Consider the following 20201-nt stretch of genomic DNA (forward strand, 5'->3'; position numbering starts at 1 on the left):
AGTGGGTGTCGTCATGCGGGGCGCTCCTCGCCCTGCGCCTGGATCGCCGTGATCGCCACGGTGTTGACGATGTCCTGGACGAGCGCGCCGCGCGACAGGTCGTTGACCGGCTTGCGCAGGCCCTGGAGCACCGGGCCGACCGCCACCGCGCCCGCCGAGCGCTGCACGGCCTTGTAGGTGTTGTTGCCGGTGTTCAGGTCCGGGAAGATCAGCACGGTCGCCTGGCCCGCCACCTCGGAGCCGGGCAGCTTCGTCGCCGCGACGGACGGCTCGACCGCCGCGTCGTACTGGATCGGCCCCTCCACCCGCAGCTCGGGCCGCTCCGCCCGCACCCGCTCGGTGGCCTCGCGCACCTTGTCGACGTCGGCGCCGGAGCCGGAGGTCCCGGTGGAGTACGACAGCATCGCGATCCGGGGCTCCACGCCGAACCGGGCCGCCGTCACCGCCGACTGCACCGCGATGTCCGCGAGCTGCTCCGCGTTCGGATCCGGGTTGACGGCGCAGTCGCCGTACACGAGGACCTTGTCGGCCAGGCACATGAAGAAGACGGACGACACGATCGACGCGTCCGGCTTCGTCTTGATGATCTCGAACGCCGGGCGGATGGTGGCCGCCGTGGAGTGCACCGAGCCCGACACCATCCCGTCGGCCAGCCCCTCCTGCACCATCAGCGTGCCGAAGTAGTTCACGTCCGCCACCACGTCGACGGCCAGCTCCACCGTCACCCCGCGGTGCGCGCGCAGTTCGGCGTACCGCTCGGCGAAGACGCCCCGCAGCTCCGAGGTGTGCGGGTCGATCAGCTGGGTGTCCGCGAGATCGATGCCGAGGTCGGCGGCCTTCTTGCGGATCACGTCCACGTCGCCGAGCAGCGTGAGGTCGCAGACGTCCCGGCGCAGCAGTACGTCGGCGGCGCGCAGCACCCGCTCCTCGGTGCCCTCCGGCAGCACCACGCGCTTGCGGTCGGAGCGGGCCTGCTCCAGCAGCTCGTGTTCGAACATCATCGGCGTGACGCGTCCGCTGCGGGCCACCGAGATCCGGTCGAGGAGGGCGCCGGTGTCGACATGTCGCTCGAACAGGCCGAGGGCGGTCTCCGCCTTGCGGGGGGTCGCCGCGTTCAACTTCCCTTCGAGGGCGAAGAGTTCGCCGGCGGTGGGGAAGGAGCCGCCGGCCACCGACACGACCGGGGTCCCCGGTGCGAGCCGGGCGGCCAGCGTGAGTATCTCCTCGCCGGGGCGCTCGTTCAGGGTCAGCAGCACGCCCGCGATGGGCGGGGTGCCCGCGCTGTGCGCGGCCAGCGAACCCACCACCAGGTCCGCCCGGTCCCCGGGGGTGACCACCAGGCAGCCGGGCGTCAGCGCGTTCAGCAGGTTCGGCAGCATGGCCCCGCCGAACACGAAGTCCAGCGCGTCGCGCGCGAGCCCGGCGTCGTCGCCGAGCAGCACCGTGCCGTCCAGCGCCGCGGTGATCTGGGCGACCGTGGGCGCCGAGAGCGCCGGGTCGTCCGGCAGGACGGAGACGGGCACCGGCAGCCGGGCCGCCAGCCGCTCCGCGATCGTCGCGCGGTCCTCGGCGGCGACCCGGTTCACCACCATGGCCAGCACATCGCAGCCGAGGCCCGCGTAGGCGCGGTACGCGTTACGGGTCTCGGCGCGAACGGACTCCGCGTTCTGCCCCTTGCCGCCGACCACCGCGATCACCGAGGCCCCGAACTCGTTGGCCAGCCGGGCGTTCAGCGCCAGCTCGTCGGGGAGCTGGGTGGCGGCGAAGTCGCTGCCCAGGACCAGGACCACCTCGTACGCGCGAGCTACCTGGTGGAAGCGGTCGACGAGCCGGGAGACCAGCTCGTCCGTGCCCTTCTCCGCCTGCACGGCGGAGGCCTCGTGGTAGTCCAGGCCGTAGACGGAGGCCGGGCTCTGGGAGAGCCGGTAGCGGGCCCGCAGCAGCTCGTAGAGCCGGTCCGGTCCGTCATGGACCAGCGGACGGAAGACGCCGACCCGGTCCACCTGACGCGTCAGAAGCTCCATGACTCCCAGCTCGACGACCTGCCGGCCGTCCCCCCGGTCGATCCCGGTCACGTACACGCTGCGCGCCACGCGTGCTCTCCCGTCCTTGTGTTCGGTGCCGCGACCCGTGGGCGTCCGGACGTGCGGTGATGCCCCCGTGCCCGCCCGGTGATCCGCCGGGTGCGGCATTGGTCTGCATTGCCTCTTGACGATACCTGCGGGGGCCGCTATGCCGCCCGCCGGAGGCCTCGCCCCCGGCAGGGACGCGCGTCCCCGCCCGACAGGGCCTCCTACCCCCTGGGCCCGGCCGAAAGCGCGGGGTCCGTGCCGGGCGTGGGACAATCGTCCTGGTTCAGGGCACGGGGGCCGCCACGGTCGGCCCCCGGAAAAGCGCGACTAGCGAGCAGGAGACACACCTCGATGCGCATCGGAATTCTCACCGCGGGCGGCGACTGTCCCGGCCTGAACGCAGTGATCCGGTCGGTCGTCCACCGGGCCGTGGTCGGCCACGGCGACGAGGTCATCGGCTTCGAGGACGGCTTCAAGGGGCTGCTCGACGGCCACTTCCGCCCCCTCGACCTCAACGCGGTCAGCGGCATCCTGGCCCGCGGCGGCACCATCCTCGGCTCGGCCCGCCTGGAGCGCGACCGGCTGCGCGAGGCCGCCGAGAACTGCGAGGAGCTGTCCCGCCGTTACGGCATCGACGCGCTCATCCCGATCGGCGGCGAGGGCACGCTCACCGCGGCCCGCATGCTCTCCGACGCGGGCATGCCGGTCGTCGGCGTCCCGAAGACCATCGACAACGACATCTCCTCCACCGACCGCACCTTCGGGTTCGACACGGCGGTGGGCGTCGCGACCGAGGCCATAGACCGCCTCAAGACGACCGCCGAGTCCCACCAGCGTGTGATGGTCGTCGAGGTCATGGGCCGGCACGCGGGGTGGATCGCGCTGGAGTCCGGGATGGCCGGCGGCGCCCACGGCATCTGCCTGCCCGAGCGCCCCTTCCAGGTCGACGACCTGGTCAGGATGGTCGAGGAGCGGTTCGCGCGCGGCAAGAAGTTCGCCGTCATCTGCGTCGCCGAGGGCGCGCACCCGGCGGAGGGCTCCATGCCGTACGCCAAGGGCGCGATCGACCAGTACGGCCACGAGCGCTTCCAGGGCATCGGCAACCGTCTGGCCATCGAGCTGGAGACCCGGCTCGGCAAGGAGGCCAGGCCGGTCATTCTCGGCCATGTCCAGCGCGGCGGCACGCCGACCGCGTACGACCGGGTGCTCGCCACCCGCTTCGGCTGGAACGCCGTGGAGGCCGTGCACCGCGGCGACTTCGGCCGGATGACCGCCCTGCGCGGCAACGACATCGCCATGGTCCCGCTCGCCGACGCCGTCACCCAGCTGAAGAGGGTGCCCGCCGAGCGGATGTACGAGGCCGAGTCCGTCTTCTAGCCGCCCTTTCCGGCAAGGGGCAGGCCCTCCGGAACCGCACGGGCCGCACGGGCCGCACGGGCGGCCCGTGCGGGGTCACACCCCGGCGGTCCGCCAGAACTGGTCCACCACCCGGGACAGGAACGCCCGGCCCGCGTCGCCCGTCGACCCGGCGCGTTCCTGGCCCGTGCTGCTCCAGCTCAGCGTGGAGACCATCAGGGCCTGGTAGTCGGCGTGCAGTTGTTCCAACACGTCCTGGATCAGCCCCCGGTCCAGCGGGACGATCTTGGCGACCGGGCGGACGTACGCCTGCCAGCGCGTGGTGACCGCGCTGCTCAGCAGCCCCGCCAGCTCCTCGTCGCGGCCCGTCGCCGTCAGGAACTGCGCGGCCGTCAGCTCCAGCGCCCGGCACAGCGCCGCCGACTGCTTCTCGTTGCCCCGCCAGCGCCCCGACTCCTCCATCCGCAGGTACGAGGCGCCGGTCATCCCCAGCTGGCGGGCCAGGTCGTCCACGCTCAGATCCCGGGTCATCCGGTGCTCGCGCAGGGTGGCGGCGGCCGTCAGCAGCTCCCCGGGGGCGCACCAGAGGACGCCGGCGAGGGCGATCAGCTCGCGCTCCCCGGGCGTCGCGAGGCCGCGCTCCCAGGCGATGACGGTCTCTGCGCTGATCCGGAGTCCGTACTGGGCGGCGAGCCCGTAGGCGACATGGCCGGGAGCCATCCCCAGAGCCTCGCGGAGACGGCGCGCGGCGGGGGCGTTGAATGGCGGGGTGGGGTGCACGGGCCCACCGTAGAAGTCCATTTCCGCCCTGGCTACGGTACGTTCCCCACAGATCACGCTTCGTAGGAACCTCCAGCTGCGAACCGGGCGGGCGGTACGCGAATACCGTCCCACCAGCGCTTTCTTTTGCCTCTCCGGAGAGGCGCGCCACAGCCGTGAAACCGACCGGCAAGCGCTTGTCGGCCATTCCGGCGGCGACCGGTCAGCGCCTCGAGGCCAGCCAGCGGTAATGCAGTTCCGGTCGGCCGACCTGACCATAATGCGGACGCCTCGCGGCGCTCCCGACGGTCACGAGGTGCTCCAGATACCGCCGGGCCGTGATCCGCGAGATGCCCAGCCGCTCCCCGGCGGCGGCCGCCGTCACCCCTTCCGGCGACTCCTTCAGCACCCGGGTCACGGCCTCCAGCGTCGGGCCGCTGAGCCCCTTGGGCAGCGCGGCCGGATGCGCGACCCGCAGCGCGCCCAGCGCCCGGTCCACCTCCTCCTGCCCGCTCGCCTCCCCGGCGGCGCCCCGGAACTCCGCGTACCGCACCAGCCGGTCCCGCAGCGTGGGGTACGTGAACGGCTTCAGCACGTACTGCACGACGCCGAGCGACACCCCCTCCCGCACCACCGCGAGATCCCGCGCCGAGGTCACCGCGATCACGTCCGCCCCGTGGCCGGAGGCGCGCAGCGAGCGCAGCAGCCCGAGTCCGTGCCCGTCGGGCAGATAGAGGTCGAGCAGCAGCAGATCCACCGGCGTCCTCTCCAGCGCCCGCACGGCCGCCGCCCGGGTGTGCGCCACCGCCGTGACCGTGAAGCCCTCCACCCGCTCGACGTACATCTGGTGGGCGTCGGCGGCCACCGGATCGTCCTCCACCACCAGGACCCGGATCATGCCGTGACCTCCTTGTGCCCGGACCCGGGCGTGGACTCGGACCCGGACCCGGGCGTGGACTCGGACCCGGACCCGGGCGTGGACTCGGACCCGGACCCGGGCGTGGACTCGGACCCGGGTGCTGAGCCGGACCCGGGCGTGGGCCGCGAACCCGCCGGCGCCCGGGCCGGAAGCGGCAGCCGTACGGTGAACCGCGCGCCGCCGTCCGGACCCGCGTCCAGCCCCACCGTGCCCCCGTTGCGGTACGCCGCCTGCCGCACCAGCGCCAGACCGAGCCCGCGCCCCGCCCCGTGCGTCGACCAGCCGCGCCGGAACACCTCGTCCGCCGCCTCCGGGCCGATGCCCGCCCCCGTGTCCGTGACCCGCAGCAGCAGCTCCCGCTCGTCCGCGAGCGCGGTCACGGTGACCCGCGCCCGCCCCGCCGGCCCCCCGGGCGCCCGGGGCGGGGGCACCGCCCCGGCGCCGTCGTCCGAGCCGTCGTCGGAGCCGTCCGAAGCCGCTTCCACCGCGTTGTCGATCAGATTGCCCAGGATCGTCACCAGATCACGCTGGGCCAGCGAGGGCGGCAGCGCCCCGTCGTCGATCAGGCTGTCCTCCGCGAGCACCAGCTCCACACCCCGCTCGTTCGCCTGGGCGGCCTTGCCCAGCAGCAGCGCGGCCAGCACCGGCTCCTCCACCGCCCCCACCACCCGGTCGGTCAGCACCTGCGCCAGCTCCAGCTCCGCCGTCGCGAAGTCCACCGCCTCCTCCACCCGGCCCAGCTCGATCAGCGACACCACGGTGTGCAGCCGGTTCGCCGCCTCGTGGGCCTGGGAGCGCAGCGCCTGCGTGAAACCGCGTTCGGAGTCCAGCTCCCCGGTCAGCGCCTGCAACTCGGTGTGGTCCCGCAGGGTCACCACCGTGCCGCGCCGCTCACCGCCCACCACCGGACGGGTGTTGACCACGACGACCCGCTCCGCCGTCAGATGCAGCTCGTCCACCCGCGCCTCGGACGCCAGCAGCGCCCCGGTCAGCGGCGCGGGCAGGGCCAGCTCGTCGACCGTACGGCCGACCGCCTCCGCGTCCGGCTCCAGACCCAGCAGCTCCCGCCCGGCGTCGTTGATCAGCGCGATCCGCCGCCGCCCGTCCAGCATCAGCAGCCCCTCGCGCACCGCGTGCAGGGTGGCCTGGTGGTAGTCGTGCAGCCGGCTCAGCTCGGCCGCGTTCATCCCGTGGGTGTGCCGCCGCAGCCGGGCGTTGACCACGTACGTGCCGATCCCGCCGAGCGCCAGCGCCCCGCCCGCCGCCAGCGCGAGGGCGCCGAGCTGATCCCGTACCTGCGAGGAGACCCGGTCCACGGTGATGCCCGCGCTGACCAGGCCGACGATCCGCCCGTTGTCGCGGATCGGGGTCACCACCCGTATCGAAGGGCCCAGTGTGCCGGTGTACGTCTCGGTGAAGGTCTGCCCGCGCAGGGCCTTCGCGGTGTTCCCGAGGAAGGTGTCCCCGATCTGTTCGGTGTCCGGATGCGTCCAGCGGACCCGCTCGGTGTCCATGATCGTGATGAAGGCGATCCCGGTGTCCTCGCGCACCCGTTCCGCGTACGGCTGGAGCGCCGCGGACGGGTCCGGGGTGCGGATGGCCTCCCGTACGGATGGGGAATCGGCCACCGCCAGCGCCGCCACCCGCACCTGCCGGGCGGCCGTCTCCTCCGCCTGCGCGCTGCCCGAGACGTACGCGAAGACGGCGCACCCGGCCACCACCGCGGCGATGAGCACGACCTGCATGGCGAAGAGCTGGCCCGCCAGGCTTCGGGGGCGGGTACGGGGGAGGCGCATACCCCACAGTCTGCCTCGCCCCGCCGGACCTGCTCCGGGTGGCCGGAAAGTGCCTGTGAACGATATGAACGCAAGGGTGACCGGGGTCACAGGGCGGTGGATAGTCACCGAAGCCCCCAGGGACGGGGGCGTCGTGACCGAGCCGAGGAGCCCCACCATGGCTGTGGCAGCCAAACAACGGGACCGCACCCACTACCTGTACATCGCCGTGATCGCCGCCGTGGCGCTCGGCATCCTGGTGGGCTTCGCGGCCCCCGGGGTGGCCGTCGAGCTGAAGCCCATCGGCGCCGGCTTCGTGAACCTGATCAAAATGATGATCTCGCCGATCATCTTCTGCACGATCGTCCTGGGCGTCGGCTCGGTGCGCAAGGCGGCCAAGGTCGGCGCGGTCGGCGGTCTGGCGCTGGGCTACTTCCTGGTCATGTCGACCGTGGCCCTCGCCATCGGCCTGCTCGTCGGCAACGTCCTGGAGCCCGGCTCCACCCTCCACATCACCGAGCAGGCGCGGGCCGCCGGCGAGGCGCAGGCGTCGGGCGCGAGCGAGTCCACCGTGGACTTCCTGCTCGGCATCATCCCGACCACCATCGTCTCCGCCTTCACCGAGGGCGAGGTCCTCCAGACCCTGCTCGTCGCGCTGCTCGCGGGCTTCGCGCTCCAGGCGATGGGCTCGGCCGGCGAGCCGATCATCCGCGGCATCACCCACATCCAGCGCCTCGTCTTCCGCATCCTCGCCATGATCATGTGGGCCGCCCCGGTCGGCGCGTTCGGCGCGATCGCCGCGGTGGTCGGCGAGACCGGCCTCGACGCCCTGAAGTCCCTGGCGATCATCATGATCGGGTTCTACGTCACCTGCGCGCTGTTCGTCTTCGTGGTGCTCGGCGCGATCCTGCGCCTGGTCGCCGGCGTGAACCTGTTCTCGCTGCTGAAGTACCTGGGCCGCGAGTTCCTGCTCATCCTGTCCACCTCCTCCTCCGAGTCGGCCCTGCCGCGGCTGATCGCGAAGATGGAGCACCTGGGCGTCAGCAAGCCCGTCGTCGGCATCACCGTGCCGACCGGCTACTCCTTCAACCTCGACGGCACCGCGATCTACCTCACGATGTCGTCGCTGTTCATCGCCAACGCGATGGGCGACCCGCTGAGCGCGAGCGAGCAGATCTCGCTGCTGGTCTTCATGGTCATCGCCTCGAAGGGCGCGGCGGGCGTGACCGGCGCGGGCCTGGCGACCCTGGCCGGCGGACTCCAGTCGCACCGCCCGGAACTCGTCGACGGCGTCGGCCTGATCGTCGGCATCGACCGCTTCATGAGCGAGGCGCGCGCGCTGACGAACTTCGCGGGCAACGCGGTCGCCACGGTGCTGGTCGGCCACTGGACCAAGGAGATCGACAAGGACCGGGTCAACGAGGTGCTGGCCGGCCGGGTCCCGTTCGACGAGAAGACCCTCGTCGACGACCACGCCCCGGCGGGCGGCTCGGGCGAGGTCCCCGAGCAGCGGGACACCGCAGAGCAGCCCGCGAAGGTCTGACCCGCCCCACCCCCCCCACACACACACACAGACACCCGCAGCCACTGCGCCCCCACGCAGACACACACAGCCACCGCGCCCCCCATTCAAGGACACCCGTATCCCCGGTACGGGTGTCCTTGGTCCGTGTCCGGTACTGGTCCCTTGTGTCCGTGTTCTGTCACGACTGCCCCGGCCGACACAACCCTCCCTGACCGGCACCGGTCTTGAGAGGTGAAGGACCGCAGTCCGCCCACGAGCCCCACGACCGAAGGACTTCCATGCGCATCCCCCCTTCCCGCAGCCGTACCCTGCGCGGCGGGACCGCCGCCGTGGCCGCCACCGCACTGGTGGCGCTGGGCGCCGCGCCGGCGCTCGCCGCCGAGCCGGAGCCGGACCTCGGCGTCGGAACGATCGCACCGATCAAGGGGGTTCAGGCCGGAAGCGCGTTCTCCACACCCCTGACCTTCCTCAACAAGGGGACGGAGGAGGTGCCCGTCTCCTACGTGACGTACGCCGTGTCACCCGGTCTCCAGGCCGACGAGATGTACAAGAACTGCAGCTACTACACGATCCCCTCCTACGACGAGATGCCCGACTCCCACGTCGCCGCCTGCAAGATCGACCAGCCGCTGAAGCCGGGCGTCGTCTACGGGACGGAGAAGCCGCTCTCCCTCAAGGCCCTCGACTCCGCGCTCAACGACGACCTGCGGGTGACGCTGGGCGTCACCGAGCCGGACCCGGACGCGGGCGACAGCGGCTCCACCGACCCGGTCCAGGGCACCGGCGACCCGCTCACCCTCGTGGAGAAGGGCCCCGCCACCGACGCCGACCGGAAGAACCACCCCGAACCGGCCGCCTCGGCCGACGTCACCGCGGCGAACACCGCCGACTTCGGCCTGACCGGCGCCGAGCTGAAGGGCAAGGTCGGCGACAAGGTCACCGCGACGGTGAAGTTCGCCAACAAGGGCCCCGCCCGGGTGCAGGGGAAGATCGACCAGAGCGTGACCACCGTCGACATCCGCATCCCGAAGGGCACGTCCGTCGTCAAGGCGCACGGATACTGCGACGCGGTCACCAAGACGCACTACAGCTGCGGGACCTCGCAGTCCTGGGTGGATGTGGACGGCGGCGAGAGCTACCCCTTCGTCCTGCGCATCGACAAGGCGGTCGGCCGCACCACCGGCGAGGTGTCCTTCAGCGGGCAGGAGCGCCCCTTCGACCGGAACGCGGCCAATGACACCGCGCAGATCGTGATCGACACCGGTAAGGAATCGGACACCTCGGGCTCCACCGGTTCCACCGGCGGTACGGGGGGTACGGGCGGTTCCTCCTCCACCGGAGGCTCCGGCTCCACCGGCTCCACGAGCACCACCGGCGGGACCGGCACCACCGGCGGCTCCGCCGACACGGGCGGCTCGACGGCCGGCGGCGCGACCCCGCAGACGACCGGCGGCAACCTCGCCGCGACCGGCTCGGACTCCACCGCGCCGCTCGTCGGCATGGCGGCCGCGGCGGTCGCCGCGGGCGGCGGCATCATCTGGGCCGTGCGCCGGCGGTCGGCGGCCCGCACCAACTGACGGCGCGGTCCTCCCCCTCCCGGCCCGACGCAGACGCCCCGGCCCGGCGCAGACGACGACCTGATCCGACGCCGACGCCGACGCCGACGCTCTTGCGTTGACGTCGGCGTCAAGGAATACGTTCGTTCCATGCGAATCGGGGAGCTGGCGAGACGGGCCGGGACGACGACGCGGACGCTCCGCTACTACGAGTCGCGCGGACTGCTGCCCGCGCGGCGCGCGGAGAACGGCTACCGCAGCTACGACGAGGGCGACCTGCGTCTCCTCCTCCAGATCCGGACCTTGCAGGACTTCGGGTTCGACCTGGAGGAGACCAGGCCCTTCGTCGACTGCCTGCGCGCCGGTCACCCGGCCGGGGACTCCTGTCCCGCCTCGCTCGCCGGCTACCGGCGCAAGCTCGACGAGCTGGACGCCCTGATCGGCCAGCTCACGTCGGTGCGCGCCGAGGTCGGCACACAGCTCGCCCGAGCCGAACTGGAGGCGTCGGCCGCCCTGCCCGGTGGACCGGAGCCTCGCTGCGAACTGGGAGGACACCCATGATCCGGACCGAAGGCGTCACCGACGTCACCGAGGAGAACTTCGAGGCGGAGGTGCTGGAGTCGGCGCTGCCCGTGCTGGTCCAGTTCACCGCCGACTGGTGCGGCCCCTGCCGCCAACTCGCGCCCGTGCTGGGGGAGATCGCCCGCCAGGAGGCCGGCCGGATCAGGATCGTCCAGCTCGACGTCGACCGCGAACCCGGGATCACCATCCGGTACGGCGTGCTGGCGACGCCCACCTTGATGGTCTTCCGGGCGGGCGAGCCGGTGAAGTCGATCGTCGGCGCCCGGCCGAAACGGAGGCTTCTCCAGGAGGTGGAGGACGTCCTCGCCCCGGCCGGCCCCACCGACCTGAACCGCGCGGACCTCGACGCTTTCCCGGAAGTGCGTATCTGACAGTCAAGTGGGTTCTGGTCAGACGCTGTTCGCCCGCCCAGCATGATCCCCATGACGCGAGCGAACACGACCACCGGCCCCACCTCCGACCCCACCCCCGGCCCCACCCCCGTCACCGTCCTCGGCCTCGGCGACATGGGCCGCTCCCTGGCCCGTGCCTTCGTGGCCGCCGGCCACCCCACCACCGTCTGGAACCGTTCTCCGGGGAAGGGCGAGGACGTCGTCTCTCTGGGCGCGGTGCGGGCCGCGTCCGCCGAGGAGGCCGTTCGGGCGAGCGGGCTCGTCGTGGTCTGCCTCGTCGACTACGACGCCTCCGACGCGGTCCTGGAGCCGCTGGCCGGGGCGCTGGAGGGGCGGGTCCTGGTCAACCTCACCTCGGACACCCCGGCCCGGTCACGGGGGACCGCCGCCTGGGCCGAGAAGCACTCCCTGGCGTACCTCGACGGGGCGATCATGGTGCCGGTCGACGTGGTCGGCTCGGCGGACGCGCTGGTGTTCCACTCCGGCGACCGGGCCGCGTTCGAGGCGCACGAGTCCACCCTCAAGGCGCTCGGCGAGCCCGCCACCTTCCTCGGCGAGGACCACGGGCTCGCCGCCGCCTACGACATGGCGATGCTGGACTTCTTCTACGGGGCCATGGGCGGCCTCGTCCACGCCCTCGCCCTGGCCCGCGCGGAGGGCATCGACGGCGCGTCGCTCGCCCCGTACCTCAACACGATCGCGGGCATCCTGCCGCCGATCGCCGGGGAGACGGCGGAGGACATCGACACACGCTCGTACGCGCGCGAGGGCGCCAACCTCGCCATGATGGCGGCCAGCGTCGACCACATCCTGCACACCGCGAAGGACCGCGGCCTGGACGTCTCCCACCTCGCCGCCCTCAAGGGGGTCACCGACCGGGCGATCGCCAAGGGCCACGGCCCCGACTCCTGGTCGAGCATCGTCGAGGTGATCGCCGCCGATCACTGACCTGCCGTCAACGGGGGAGGGGCCCGCACCACGTCGTCGGCGACGCGGTACGGGCCTCCGGCCGTTCACCCCGGCCCCGTTCACGCCGGCCCCGTTCACCCCGGCCGGGCTACGCCGGGCGGAACCACACCGTCGCCAGCGGCGGCAGCGTGAGCGAGATGCTGCACGGGCGGCCGTGCGCGGGCACCGCCTCCGCCTTCAGCGGCTCCTCGTTGCGCACGTCGCCGCCGCCGTAACGGGCGGCGTCGGTGTTCAGGACCTCCACCCAGCCCTCCGTACCGGTCTCCGGAACCCCGAGGCGGTAGTCGCTCCGGACCGCCGGGGAGAAGTGCGAGACCGCGAGCAGCGGGGAGCCGTCCGCGTCGTACCGCAGGAACGCGAACACGTTGTCCTCGGCCGCCCCGCCGTCCACCCAGCTGAACCCCTCCGGCACGGTGTCCCGCTGCCACAGCGCGGGCACCGCCCCGTACACCGCGTTCAGGTCGCCGACCAGGTCTCGCACCCCGCGGTGGTCGCCGGACGCCCCGTAGGAGGGGTCCAGCAGCCACCAGTCCGGCCCGTGCCCCTCGGACCACTCGGCACCCTGCGCGAACTCCTGTCCCATGAAGAGGAGTTGCTTGCCGGGGTGGGCCCACATGAAGCCCAGGTAGGCGCGGTGGTTGGCGCGCTGCTGCCACCAGTCGCCGGGCATCTTCGCCACCAGCGCCTGCTTGCCGTGCACCACCTCGTCGTGCGAGATCGGCAGCACGTAGTTCTCGCTGTACGCGTACACCATCGAGAAGGTCATCTCGTTGTGGTGGTACTTGCGGTGGATCGGCTCCTTGGCGATGTACTGGAGCGAGTCGTGCATCCAGCCCATGTTCCACTTCAGCCCGAAGCCCAGGCCCCCGCCGTCGGTGGGCCGGGTGACGCCGTCCCAGGCGGTGGACTCCTCGGCGATGGTGACGACACCGGGGTTACGGCGGTAGACCGTCGCGTTCATCTCCTGGAGGAAGGCGACCGCGTCCAGGTTCTCCCGGCCGCCGAACTCGTTGGGAGACCACTGGCCTTCCTCGCGGGAGTAGTCGAGGTAGAGCATCGAGGCCACCGCGTCGACCCGCAGCCCGTCGATGTGGAACTCCTCGCACCAGTAAGTGGCGTTGGCGACGAGGAAGTTGCGTACCTCGGTGCGGCCGTAGTCGAACTCCAGCGTCCCCCAGTCCGGGTGCGCCGCGCGCTGCGGGTCGGAGTGTTCGTACAGCGGCCGGCCGTCGAACTCGGCCAGCGCCCAGTCGTCGCGCGGGAAGTGCGCCGGAACCCAGTCCATGATCACGCCGATGCCCGCCCGGTGCAGGGCGTCCACCAGGAAGCGGAAGTCGTCCGGGGTGCCCATCCGCGAGGTCGGCGCGTAGAACCCGGTGACCTGATAGCCCCAGGAACCGCCGAAGGGATGCTCGGAGACCGGCATCAGCTCGACGTGCGTGAAGCCCAGATCCTTCACGTAGGCCGGGAGCTGCTCGGCGAGTTGACGGTACGTCAGTCCCGGTCGCCAGGAGGCGAGATGTACCTCGTACACGGAGAACGGGGCCTCGTGGACCGGCCGGTCGCCCCGGTGTGCCATCCAGTCCGTGTCCTGCCACTGATGGTGCGACGCGGTGACGATCGAGGCGGTCGCGGGCGGCACCTCGGTGCGCCGGGCCATCGGGTCGGCCCGCACCGTGTGCGAACCGTCCGGGCGGCAGATGTCGTACTTGTACAGCGCGCCCTCGCCGACCCCGGGCAGGAACAGCTCCCACACCCCGGTCGAGCCGAGCGAACGCATCGGGAAGCCCGTGCCGTCCCAGTAGTTGAAGTCACCGGTGATCCGCACGCCGCGCGCGTTCGGCGCCCAGAGGGTGAACCGGGTGCCGGCCACCCCCTGGTGCTCCATCGGCTCCGCGCCGAGCGCCCGCCACAGCTCCTCGTGGCGGCCCTCGCCGATGAGATGCAGATCGAGCTCGCCGATCGCGGGCCAGAAGCGGTACGCGTCCTCCACCTCGATGATGTTGTCGTCGTACGCCACTTCGAGCCGGTACGCGGGGGCCTCCGGCACCGGCAGCACACCGGAGAAGAAGCCGTCGCCGTCGTCGTGCAGCTCGGCACGCAGCCCGGTCGCCAGCACCGTGACCGACCGGGCGAACGGCCGCAGCGCCCGTACCAGCACTCCGCCGGGGATCGGGTGCGCGCCGAGCACGTCGTGCGGCGCGTGGTGGTCACCGGCCAGCAGCCGGCCGCGGTCCGCGCCGTCCAGGGCCGGTGCGGGGCGGGCGCCCTGGCCGTCCCCGGCCTGCCGGGGCCGCGGCGGGCCGGCGTCGGCGCGCCGCGGCCGGGCGCGCCCGGGGGCCGCGGCCTTCGTGGTGGTCGCGGCGGGCGCGGGCGCCGCCGCCACGTCGACGGCGGCTTCGACGGGTGCCTCGGCCGGCGCCTCGGCGGGGATCTCGACGGGCACGTCGACGGGCAGTTCTGCGGTCTTGCGGGATGCCTTGCGGGACGGCTTGCGGGCGGTCACAGGGACTGCCTCCTCGGAGGGTGAAGGGGGAAGAGCGCGGGGTGGAGGGGAGGTACGTGGGGGTGCGGCTCAGGCCGCTGCGGACTGGGCCAGTCGCTGGATGGCCGCCATCGGAACCGGCAGCCAGTCGGGGCGGTGCCGGGCCTCGTACAGCACCTCGTACACGGCCTTGTCGGTCTCATGGGCGCGCAGCAGCTCCGGTTCGCAGCGCGGGTCGCTGCCGGACGCCTGCGCGTAGCCCTCGCAGTAGGCGGCACGGCAGCGGGCCGCCCACTCCGGGTTCCACGGGCGGTGCGAGCGGGCCGCGTAGTCGAAGGACCGCAGCATGCCCGCGACATCGCGGACCGGGGGCGCGGGCATGCGGCGCTCGGGAAGCGGACGGGCCGGTTCGCCCTCGAAGTCGATCAGCGACCAGAACCCGTCGGCGGAGCGCAGCGTCTGTCCGAGGTGGAGATCGCCGTGCACCCGCTGCTGGGCCCAGCCGCTGCCCCGGACCCCGAGGTCCGTCACCGCCTCGAACGCGGCGCGCAGTCCGGGGACGTACGGCACGAGCGCGGGGACCGCCTGGGCGGCGGCCTCCAGCCGCCGGGTCATCTCCGCGACGAGCTGCCGCGTCTGGGTGCCGCGCAGCGCCGGGGTCGGCAGCGCGGCGGCGAGCGCGGTGTGGACCTCGGCGGTGGCCCGGCCCAGCGCCCGGGCTTCCGGCAGGAAGTCGCGGCCCGCGGCGAGCGCGCCCAGCGCGAGCTGCCAGCCGTCGCGCGCCCCGTGCAGGAAGGGCTGGAGGACGCCGAGGGTGAGTGGTTCGGGTCCTGGCGCCTCGAACCAGGCGACCGGGGCCGGTACCCGCTCGCACCCCTCGCCGCTGAGGGCGAGCGGCAGTTCCAGGTCCGGGTTGGTGCCCGGGAAGACACGCCGGAAGATCTTGAGGATGTACGCGTCCCCGTAGACGAGCGAGGAGTTGGACTGTTCGGCGTCCAGCACCCGGGGCGCGAGACCGGCCGGGATCGCGGCGGTCCGCTCGAAGCGCAGCGAGCCGAGACTCCCGGGGCGGCGGAAGCGTTCCAGCAGCAGATCGGCCAGCCGCGGGTCGTGCAGCGCGTCGTAGACGGCCCGTCCGGCGAGCGGGCCCCGCTCGACCCGGCCGATCAGCGCGCCCGCGAGGAGCGGTGGCAGTGACGTTCTTGCACCGAGGAGCAGTTGGTAGCAGTCCTCGGCCGGGCGGGTCTGCTGGGAGGGCTGCTCGACCCGCACCAGCAGGTGCAGCAGCCCCGGGCCCGCCGTGCCGTCCAGCGGCAGCATCTCGGTGGCCGAGACCAGGGAGAAGCCGGTGACCGGCCGGCCCTTGCCGGCGAACCACCGCTGCCGGGGCAGCCAGGCATGGAGCAGCGGGGCGAGGGACGGGAGCAGGTTCCCGTCCTCCGTCACTCTGGCCGTTGCGCTGTTCCTCGTGCTCTTCGCCAGGGCGACGTGAGTGGATGCAGCCTCCGACATGGCATCGCGTCCTTTCCCCGGGCACACCACAGGATGCGAAGAGTGTCCCGGATTGCGGCAATGGCTGTCCGGCTGTGCGGGACGTGTCGGGTCAGGAGCGTCTCTACGGACTCGAACGGCGGAACGGTGAAGGCCGAAGGCGCCGGAACCGTGAAGGCCCAAGGCCTTGCATTGGGGTCAGGGTGCCCCGTGCGGGACGGTGGAAACCGTCCGCACGGGGCGGGTGGAGCTCAGGCCGGCGGCGCGTCCTTGCGCAGCCGGAACCAGTAGAAGCCGTGTCCCGCAAGGGTCAGCAGGTAGGGCCACTGGCCGATGGCCGGGAAGCGTACCCCGCCGATCAATTCCACCGGATGACGTCCGTTGAACGATCGCAGGTCCAGTTCCGTCGGCTGCGCGAACCGCGAGAAGTTGTGCACGCACAGGACGAGATCGTCCTTGTACTCGCGGGTGAACGCCAGCACCGCCGGGTTGGACGAGGGCAGTTCGGTGTACTCGCCGAGACCGAAGGCCGGATTCTGCTTACGGATCTCGATCATCCGGCGGGTCCAGTGCAGCAGCGAGGACGGCGAGGCCATCGACGCCTCGACGTTGGTGACCTGGTAGCCGTAGACCGGGTCCATGATCGTGGGGAGGTAGAGCCGCCCCGGATCGCTGGAGGAGAACCCGGCGTTGCGGTCGGGCGTCCACTGCATCGGGGTGCGCACCGCGTCCCGGTCGCCCAGCCAGATGTTGTCGCCCATCCCGATCTCGTCCCCGTAGTAGAGGATCGGGGAGCCGGGCAGCGACAGCAGCAGGGCGGTGAACAGCTCGATCTGGTTGCGGTCGTTGTCCAGCAGCGGGGCCAGGCGCCGCCGGATGCCGATGTTGGCGCGCATCCGCGGGTCCTTGGCGTACTCCGCGTACATGTAGTCGCGTTCTTCGTCCGTGACCATTTCGAGGGTCAGCTCGTCGTGGTTGCGCAGGAAGATGCCCCACTGGCAGTTCTTCGGGATCGCCGGGGTCTTGGCCAGGATTTCGGAGACCGGGTAGCGGCTCTCGCGGCGCACCGCCATGAAGATCCGCGGCATCACCGGGAAGTGGAACGCCATGTGGCACTCGTCCCCGCCCTGCTCGTAGTCGCCGAAGTAGTCGACGACGTCCTCCGGCCACTGGTTGGCCTCGGCGAGCAGCACGGTGTCCGGGTAGTTGGCGTCGATCTCCTTGCGGACCCGCTTGAGGAAGTGGTGGGTCTCGGGGAGGTTCTCGCAGTTGGTGCCCTCGCGCTGGTAGAGGTAGGGCACCGCGTCGACCCGGAAGCCGTCGATGCCCAGGTCCAGCCAGAAGCGCAGGGCAGCCAGGATCTCCTCCTGAACCGCCGGGTTCTCGTAGTTGAGGTCCGGCTGGTGCGAGAAGAAGCGGTGCCAGTAGTACTGCTTGCGCACCGGGTCGAAGGTCCAGTTGGACGTCTCGGTGTCGACGAAGATGATCCGGGCGTCCTGGAACTGCTTGTCGTCGTCCGCCCAGACGTAGTAGTCGCCGTACGGCCCGTCCGGGTCGGTGCGGGACTGCTGGAACCACTCGTGCTGATCGCTCGTGTGGTTCATGACGAAGTCGATGATGACGCGCATGCCCCGCTGGTGCGAGGCGTCCACGAACTCCACGAAGTCGGCGAGATCGCCGAACTCCGGCAGCACGGCGGTGTAGTCGGAGACGTCGTAGCCCCCGTCGCGCAACGGCGACTTGAAGAACGGCGGCAGCCAGAGGCAGTCGACGCCGAGCCACTGGAGATAGTCCAGCTTGGCGGTGATGCCCTTGAGGTCGCCGATTCCGTCGCCGTTGGAGTCCTGGAAGGACCGGACGAGCACCTCGTAGAAGACGGCGCGCTTGAACCAGTCGGGATCGCGGTCCTTGGCGGGAGTGTCCTCGAACGTGTCGTGGACAGGCTCATTGACGATCATGGTGTGGGTGACCCTCCGGTCGGCGGGGACGGTCGCAGGACGGTGATGTGCGCGGGCGTGACGCCCGGCTCTAGGCGCACATAGAAGGCCCTGCCCCAGTGGTAGGTATCGCCGGTGAGCTCGTCGCGCACCGGTACGCGCTCGTGCCATGAGAGGCCGAGCCGCTCCATGTCCAACGAGACCGTGGCCTCCTGGGTGTGGTGCGGGTCGAGGTTCACGACCACCAGAACGGTGTTCGTTCCGGAGCGCTTGCTGTAGGCGATCAGCGCTTCGTTGTCGGTGTGGTGGAAGTGGACGTCGCGCAGCTGCCGCAGAGCGGGGTTACGCCGGCGGATCCGGTTCAGCGAGGTGATCAGGGGGGTCAGCGTGCGGCCCTCCCGTTCCGCCGACTCCCAGTCCCTCGGGCGCAGTTCGTACTTCTCCGAGTGCAGGTACTCCTCGCTCCCCGGCTTGGCCGGAGTGTTCTCGCACAGCTCGAATCCCGCGTACACGCCCCAGGAAGGGACCAGCGTCGCGGCCAGGACCGCCCGTGCCTCGAAGGCCGGGCGGCCGCCTTCCTGGAGGTAGCCGGGAAGGATGTCGGGGGTGTTCACGAAGAAGTTGGGCCGCATGGAGGAGGCGGCCTCGCCGGACAGCTCCGTGACGTACTCGGTGAGCTCCTGCTTGGTGTTGCGCCAGGTGAAGTACGTGTACGACTGCTGGAAGCCGACCGTGCCCAGGGTGCGCATCATCGCCGGGCGGGTGAACGCCTCCGCCAGGAAGATGACGTCGGGGTCGGCGCCGTTGATCTCCTCGATGACCTTCTCCCAGAAGACCACCGGCTTGGTGTGCGGGTTGTCGACGCGGAAGATCCGCACCCCGCGGTCCATCCAGAAGCGCAGGATCCGTACCGTCTCCGCCACCAGACCGCGCATGTCCTTGTCGAAGGCGATCGGATAGATGTCCTGGTACTTCTTCGGCGGGTTCTCGGCGTACGCGATCGAACCGTCGGGGCGGTGGTGGAACCAGTCCGGGTGCTCCTTGACCCACGGGTGGTCCGGCGAGCACTGGAGCGCGAAGTCCAGCGCGATCTCCATCCGCAGATTGCGGGCCACCGACACGAAGTGGTCGAAGTCCTCCAGCGTCCCCAGCTCCGGGTGGACCGCGTCGTGCCCGCCGTCCGGCGAACCGATCGCCCACGGCACGCCCGGGTCGTGCTCCCCGGGCGTCAGACTGTTGTTCGGCCCCTTGCGGTGCGTCGTCCCGATCGGGTGGATCGGCGGCAGGTAAACCACGTCGAACCCCATGGCGGCGACCGCCGGCAGCCGCTCGGCGGCCGTCCGGAAGGTGCCGCTGACCAGCCGCGTCTCCGCGTCCGGCGAGGTGTCCGCCGGGTCCACCGGCACCCGCTTCGCGCCCTCCGAGCGCGGGAACAGCTCGTACCACGACCCGAACAGCGCCCGCTCGCGCTCCACCCGCACCGCCAGCGGCTTGGAGCGGGTGACCAGTTCGCGCAGCGGATACCGGGCCAGGACCGCGTCGGCGGCCGGGGTCAGGGCGGCGGCCAGCCGGGCGGCCGGCGGGTGGGCCGTGTCGCGCAGCGCGTCCACCGCGGCCAGCACCGCCTCCCGGCCGTGCTTCTTCGGCACGCCCGCCGCGGCCCGCTCCAGCAGCGCCGCACCCTCCGCCAGCACCAGGTCCGTGTCGATGCCCGCCGGGATCTTGATCGCGGCGTGGTGCCGCCAGGTGGTGACCGGATCGCTCCAGGCCTCCACCGTGTACGTCCAGCGGCCCTCGGAGGTCGGAGTGACATCGGCCCCCCACCGGTCCGTGCCCTGCGCCAGCTCGCGCATCGGGGTCCACGGCCCGACCCGTCCGCTCGGATCGCGCAGCACGACATTGGCGGCCACCGCGTCATGGCCTTCGCGGAAGACGGTGGCGCTGACCTGGAAGGTCTCACCGGCGACGGCCTTCGCCGCCCGTCTGCCGCAGTCGACGAGAGGACGGACGTCCAGGACGGGAATACGACCGATCATGGAATCACCTGAGGGCTGGAGGAGCTCGGCGTGCACGGGGGACGGCACGGGCGCGGAGGACCGACCGCGTGTGCCGCGAAGACGGGGATCTGTCCTTTGTAGCTGCTCGGCTGTCTGCTGACGGGCTGTGGGCATGGCCGCTCCTGTCCGCGTTCACTCGAATGGCACTCGAATGGGTGGGTCGCGGGGGTTTCGTGCATGTTTCGGGATGCACGGAGAACGTCTGCGGGCCGGGTCGTGCCGCGTACCGGGGAAGCCTTCCCCGCGTCCGAGGGTGGGAAATCCGGCGCTGTGTTAACTACTCGGTCGTAGCCGACCGCCCGGGCCCCGCCGCACGCGGCGAGCAC

At 71.8% G+C, this 20201-nt stretch carries 14 protein-coding genes; 6 read left to right on the forward strand and 8 right to left on the reverse strand.

Features of this window, described 5'->3' with window-relative positions:
- Nucleotides 1-11: 11 nt before the first annotated feature.
- The gene (gene pta / locus ACIQRW_RS04510; RefSeq protein ID WP_403754235.1) at nucleotides 12-2093 is read right to left on the reverse strand and encodes a phosphate acetyltransferase; all 2082 of its coding nucleotides are present in this window, start codon (nucleotides 2091-2093) and stop codon (nucleotides 12-14) included.
- Between the two features lie 330 nt (nucleotides 2094-2423).
- On the opposite strand from pta, the gene ACIQRW_RS04515 reads away from it, so the two are divergent.
- Nucleotides 2424-3449 carry an ATP-dependent 6-phosphofructokinase gene (locus tag ACIQRW_RS04515; protein ID WP_265599278.1) on the forward strand — a complete coding sequence of 342 codons (1026 nt, stop codon included), beginning with the start codon at nucleotides 2424-2426 and terminating at the stop codon, nucleotides 3447-3449.
- Between the two features lie 75 nt (nucleotides 3450-3524).
- On the opposite strand, the gene ACIQRW_RS04520 is transcribed toward ACIQRW_RS04515, so the two are convergent.
- The 3 genes from ACIQRW_RS04520 to ACIQRW_RS04530 all read right to left on the reverse strand — a co-directional run bounded on the left by ACIQRW_RS04520 (nucleotide 3525) and on the right by ACIQRW_RS04530 (nucleotide 6902).
- On the reverse strand, nucleotides 3525-4229 hold the full coding sequence (locus ACIQRW_RS04520) for a helix-turn-helix domain-containing protein (RefSeq protein ID WP_403754238.1): 705 nt from the start codon (nucleotides 4227-4229) through the stop codon (nucleotides 3525-3527).
- Nucleotides 4230-4410: 181 nt separating this feature from the next.
- Nucleotides 4411-5085 (reverse strand): response regulator, encoded by a 675-nt coding sequence (locus ACIQRW_RS04525; RefSeq protein ID WP_403754241.1) that lies wholly within the window; start codon nucleotides 5083-5085, stop codon nucleotides 4411-4413.
- A complete protein-coding gene (locus tag ACIQRW_RS04530) occupies nucleotides 5082-6902 on the reverse strand; it encodes an ATP-binding protein (RefSeq protein WP_403754244.1) in 1821 nt (606 codons plus the stop codon). The genes ACIQRW_RS04525 and ACIQRW_RS04530 overlap by 4 nt, the downstream gene beginning before the upstream one ends.
- Nucleotides 6903-7059: 157 nt before the next feature.
- Here ACIQRW_RS04530 and ACIQRW_RS04535 point away from each other — a divergent pair, with 157 nt between their 5' ends.
- The 5 genes from ACIQRW_RS04535 (at nucleotide 7060) to ACIQRW_RS04555 (ending at nucleotide 11884) form a co-directional block, all read left to right on the forward strand.
- Nucleotides 7060-8424, forward strand: a complete 1365-nt coding sequence (locus tag ACIQRW_RS04535) for a cation:dicarboxylate symporter family transporter (protein WP_403754247.1) — start codon at nucleotides 7060-7062, stop codon at nucleotides 8422-8424.
- 260 nt (nucleotides 8425-8684) lie between these two features.
- On the forward strand, nucleotides 8685-9983 hold the full coding sequence (locus tag ACIQRW_RS04540; RefSeq protein ID WP_403754250.1) for an LAETG motif-containing sortase-dependent surface protein: 1299 nt from the start codon (nucleotides 8685-8687) through the stop codon (nucleotides 9981-9983).
- Nucleotides 9984-10112: 129 nt separating this feature from the next.
- Entirely contained in the window at nucleotides 10113-10523 is a 411-nt protein-coding gene (locus tag ACIQRW_RS04545) for a MerR family transcriptional regulator (protein ID WP_403754253.1), read from the forward strand.
- Entirely contained in the window at nucleotides 10520-10915 is a 396-nt protein-coding gene (gene trxA / locus ACIQRW_RS04550; protein ID WP_403754256.1) for a thioredoxin, read from the forward strand. Before ACIQRW_RS04545 ends, trxA begins: the two co-directional genes overlap by 4 nt.
- Before the next feature lie 51 nt (nucleotides 10916-10966).
- Nucleotides 10967-11884, forward strand: coding sequence for an NAD(P)-dependent oxidoreductase (locus tag ACIQRW_RS04555; protein WP_403754259.1), 918 nt, complete (start codon nucleotides 10967-10969; stop codon nucleotides 11882-11884).
- Nucleotides 11885-11993: 109 nt separating this feature from the next.
- On the opposite strand, the gene glgB is transcribed toward ACIQRW_RS04555, so the two are convergent.
- From glgB to ACIQRW_RS04575, 4 genes are all read right to left on the reverse strand, one after another.
- Nucleotides 11994-14411 carry a 1,4-alpha-glucan branching enzyme gene (gene glgB, locus ACIQRW_RS04560; RefSeq protein WP_403754262.1) on the reverse strand — a complete coding sequence of 806 codons (2418 nt, stop codon included), beginning with the start codon at nucleotides 14409-14411 and terminating at the stop codon, nucleotides 11994-11996.
- Between the two features lie 69 nt (nucleotides 14412-14480).
- On the reverse strand, nucleotides 14481-15902 hold the full coding sequence (locus tag ACIQRW_RS04565) for a phosphotransferase (protein ID WP_403754265.1): 1422 nt from the start codon (nucleotides 15900-15902) through the stop codon (nucleotides 14481-14483).
- 230 nt (nucleotides 15903-16132) lie between these two features.
- On the reverse strand, nucleotides 16133-17839 hold the full coding sequence (treS, locus tag ACIQRW_RS04570) for a maltose alpha-D-glucosyltransferase (RefSeq protein ID WP_242741095.1): 1707 nt from the start codon (nucleotides 17837-17839) through the stop codon (nucleotides 16133-16135).
- Nucleotides 17836-19854, reverse strand: a complete 2019-nt coding sequence (locus tag ACIQRW_RS04575; protein WP_403754268.1) for an alpha-1,4-glucan--maltose-1-phosphate maltosyltransferase — start codon at nucleotides 19852-19854, stop codon at nucleotides 17836-17838. Before ACIQRW_RS04575 ends, treS begins: the two co-directional genes overlap by 4 nt.
- Nucleotides 19855-20201: the final 347 nt, after the last annotated feature.

Origin of the sequence: Streptomyces sp. NPDC091287 (assembly GCF_044768525.1) — a bacterium.
In the GTDB taxonomy this organism is placed as follows: Bacteria; Actinomycetota; Actinomycetes; order Streptomycetales; family Streptomycetaceae; genus Streptomyces.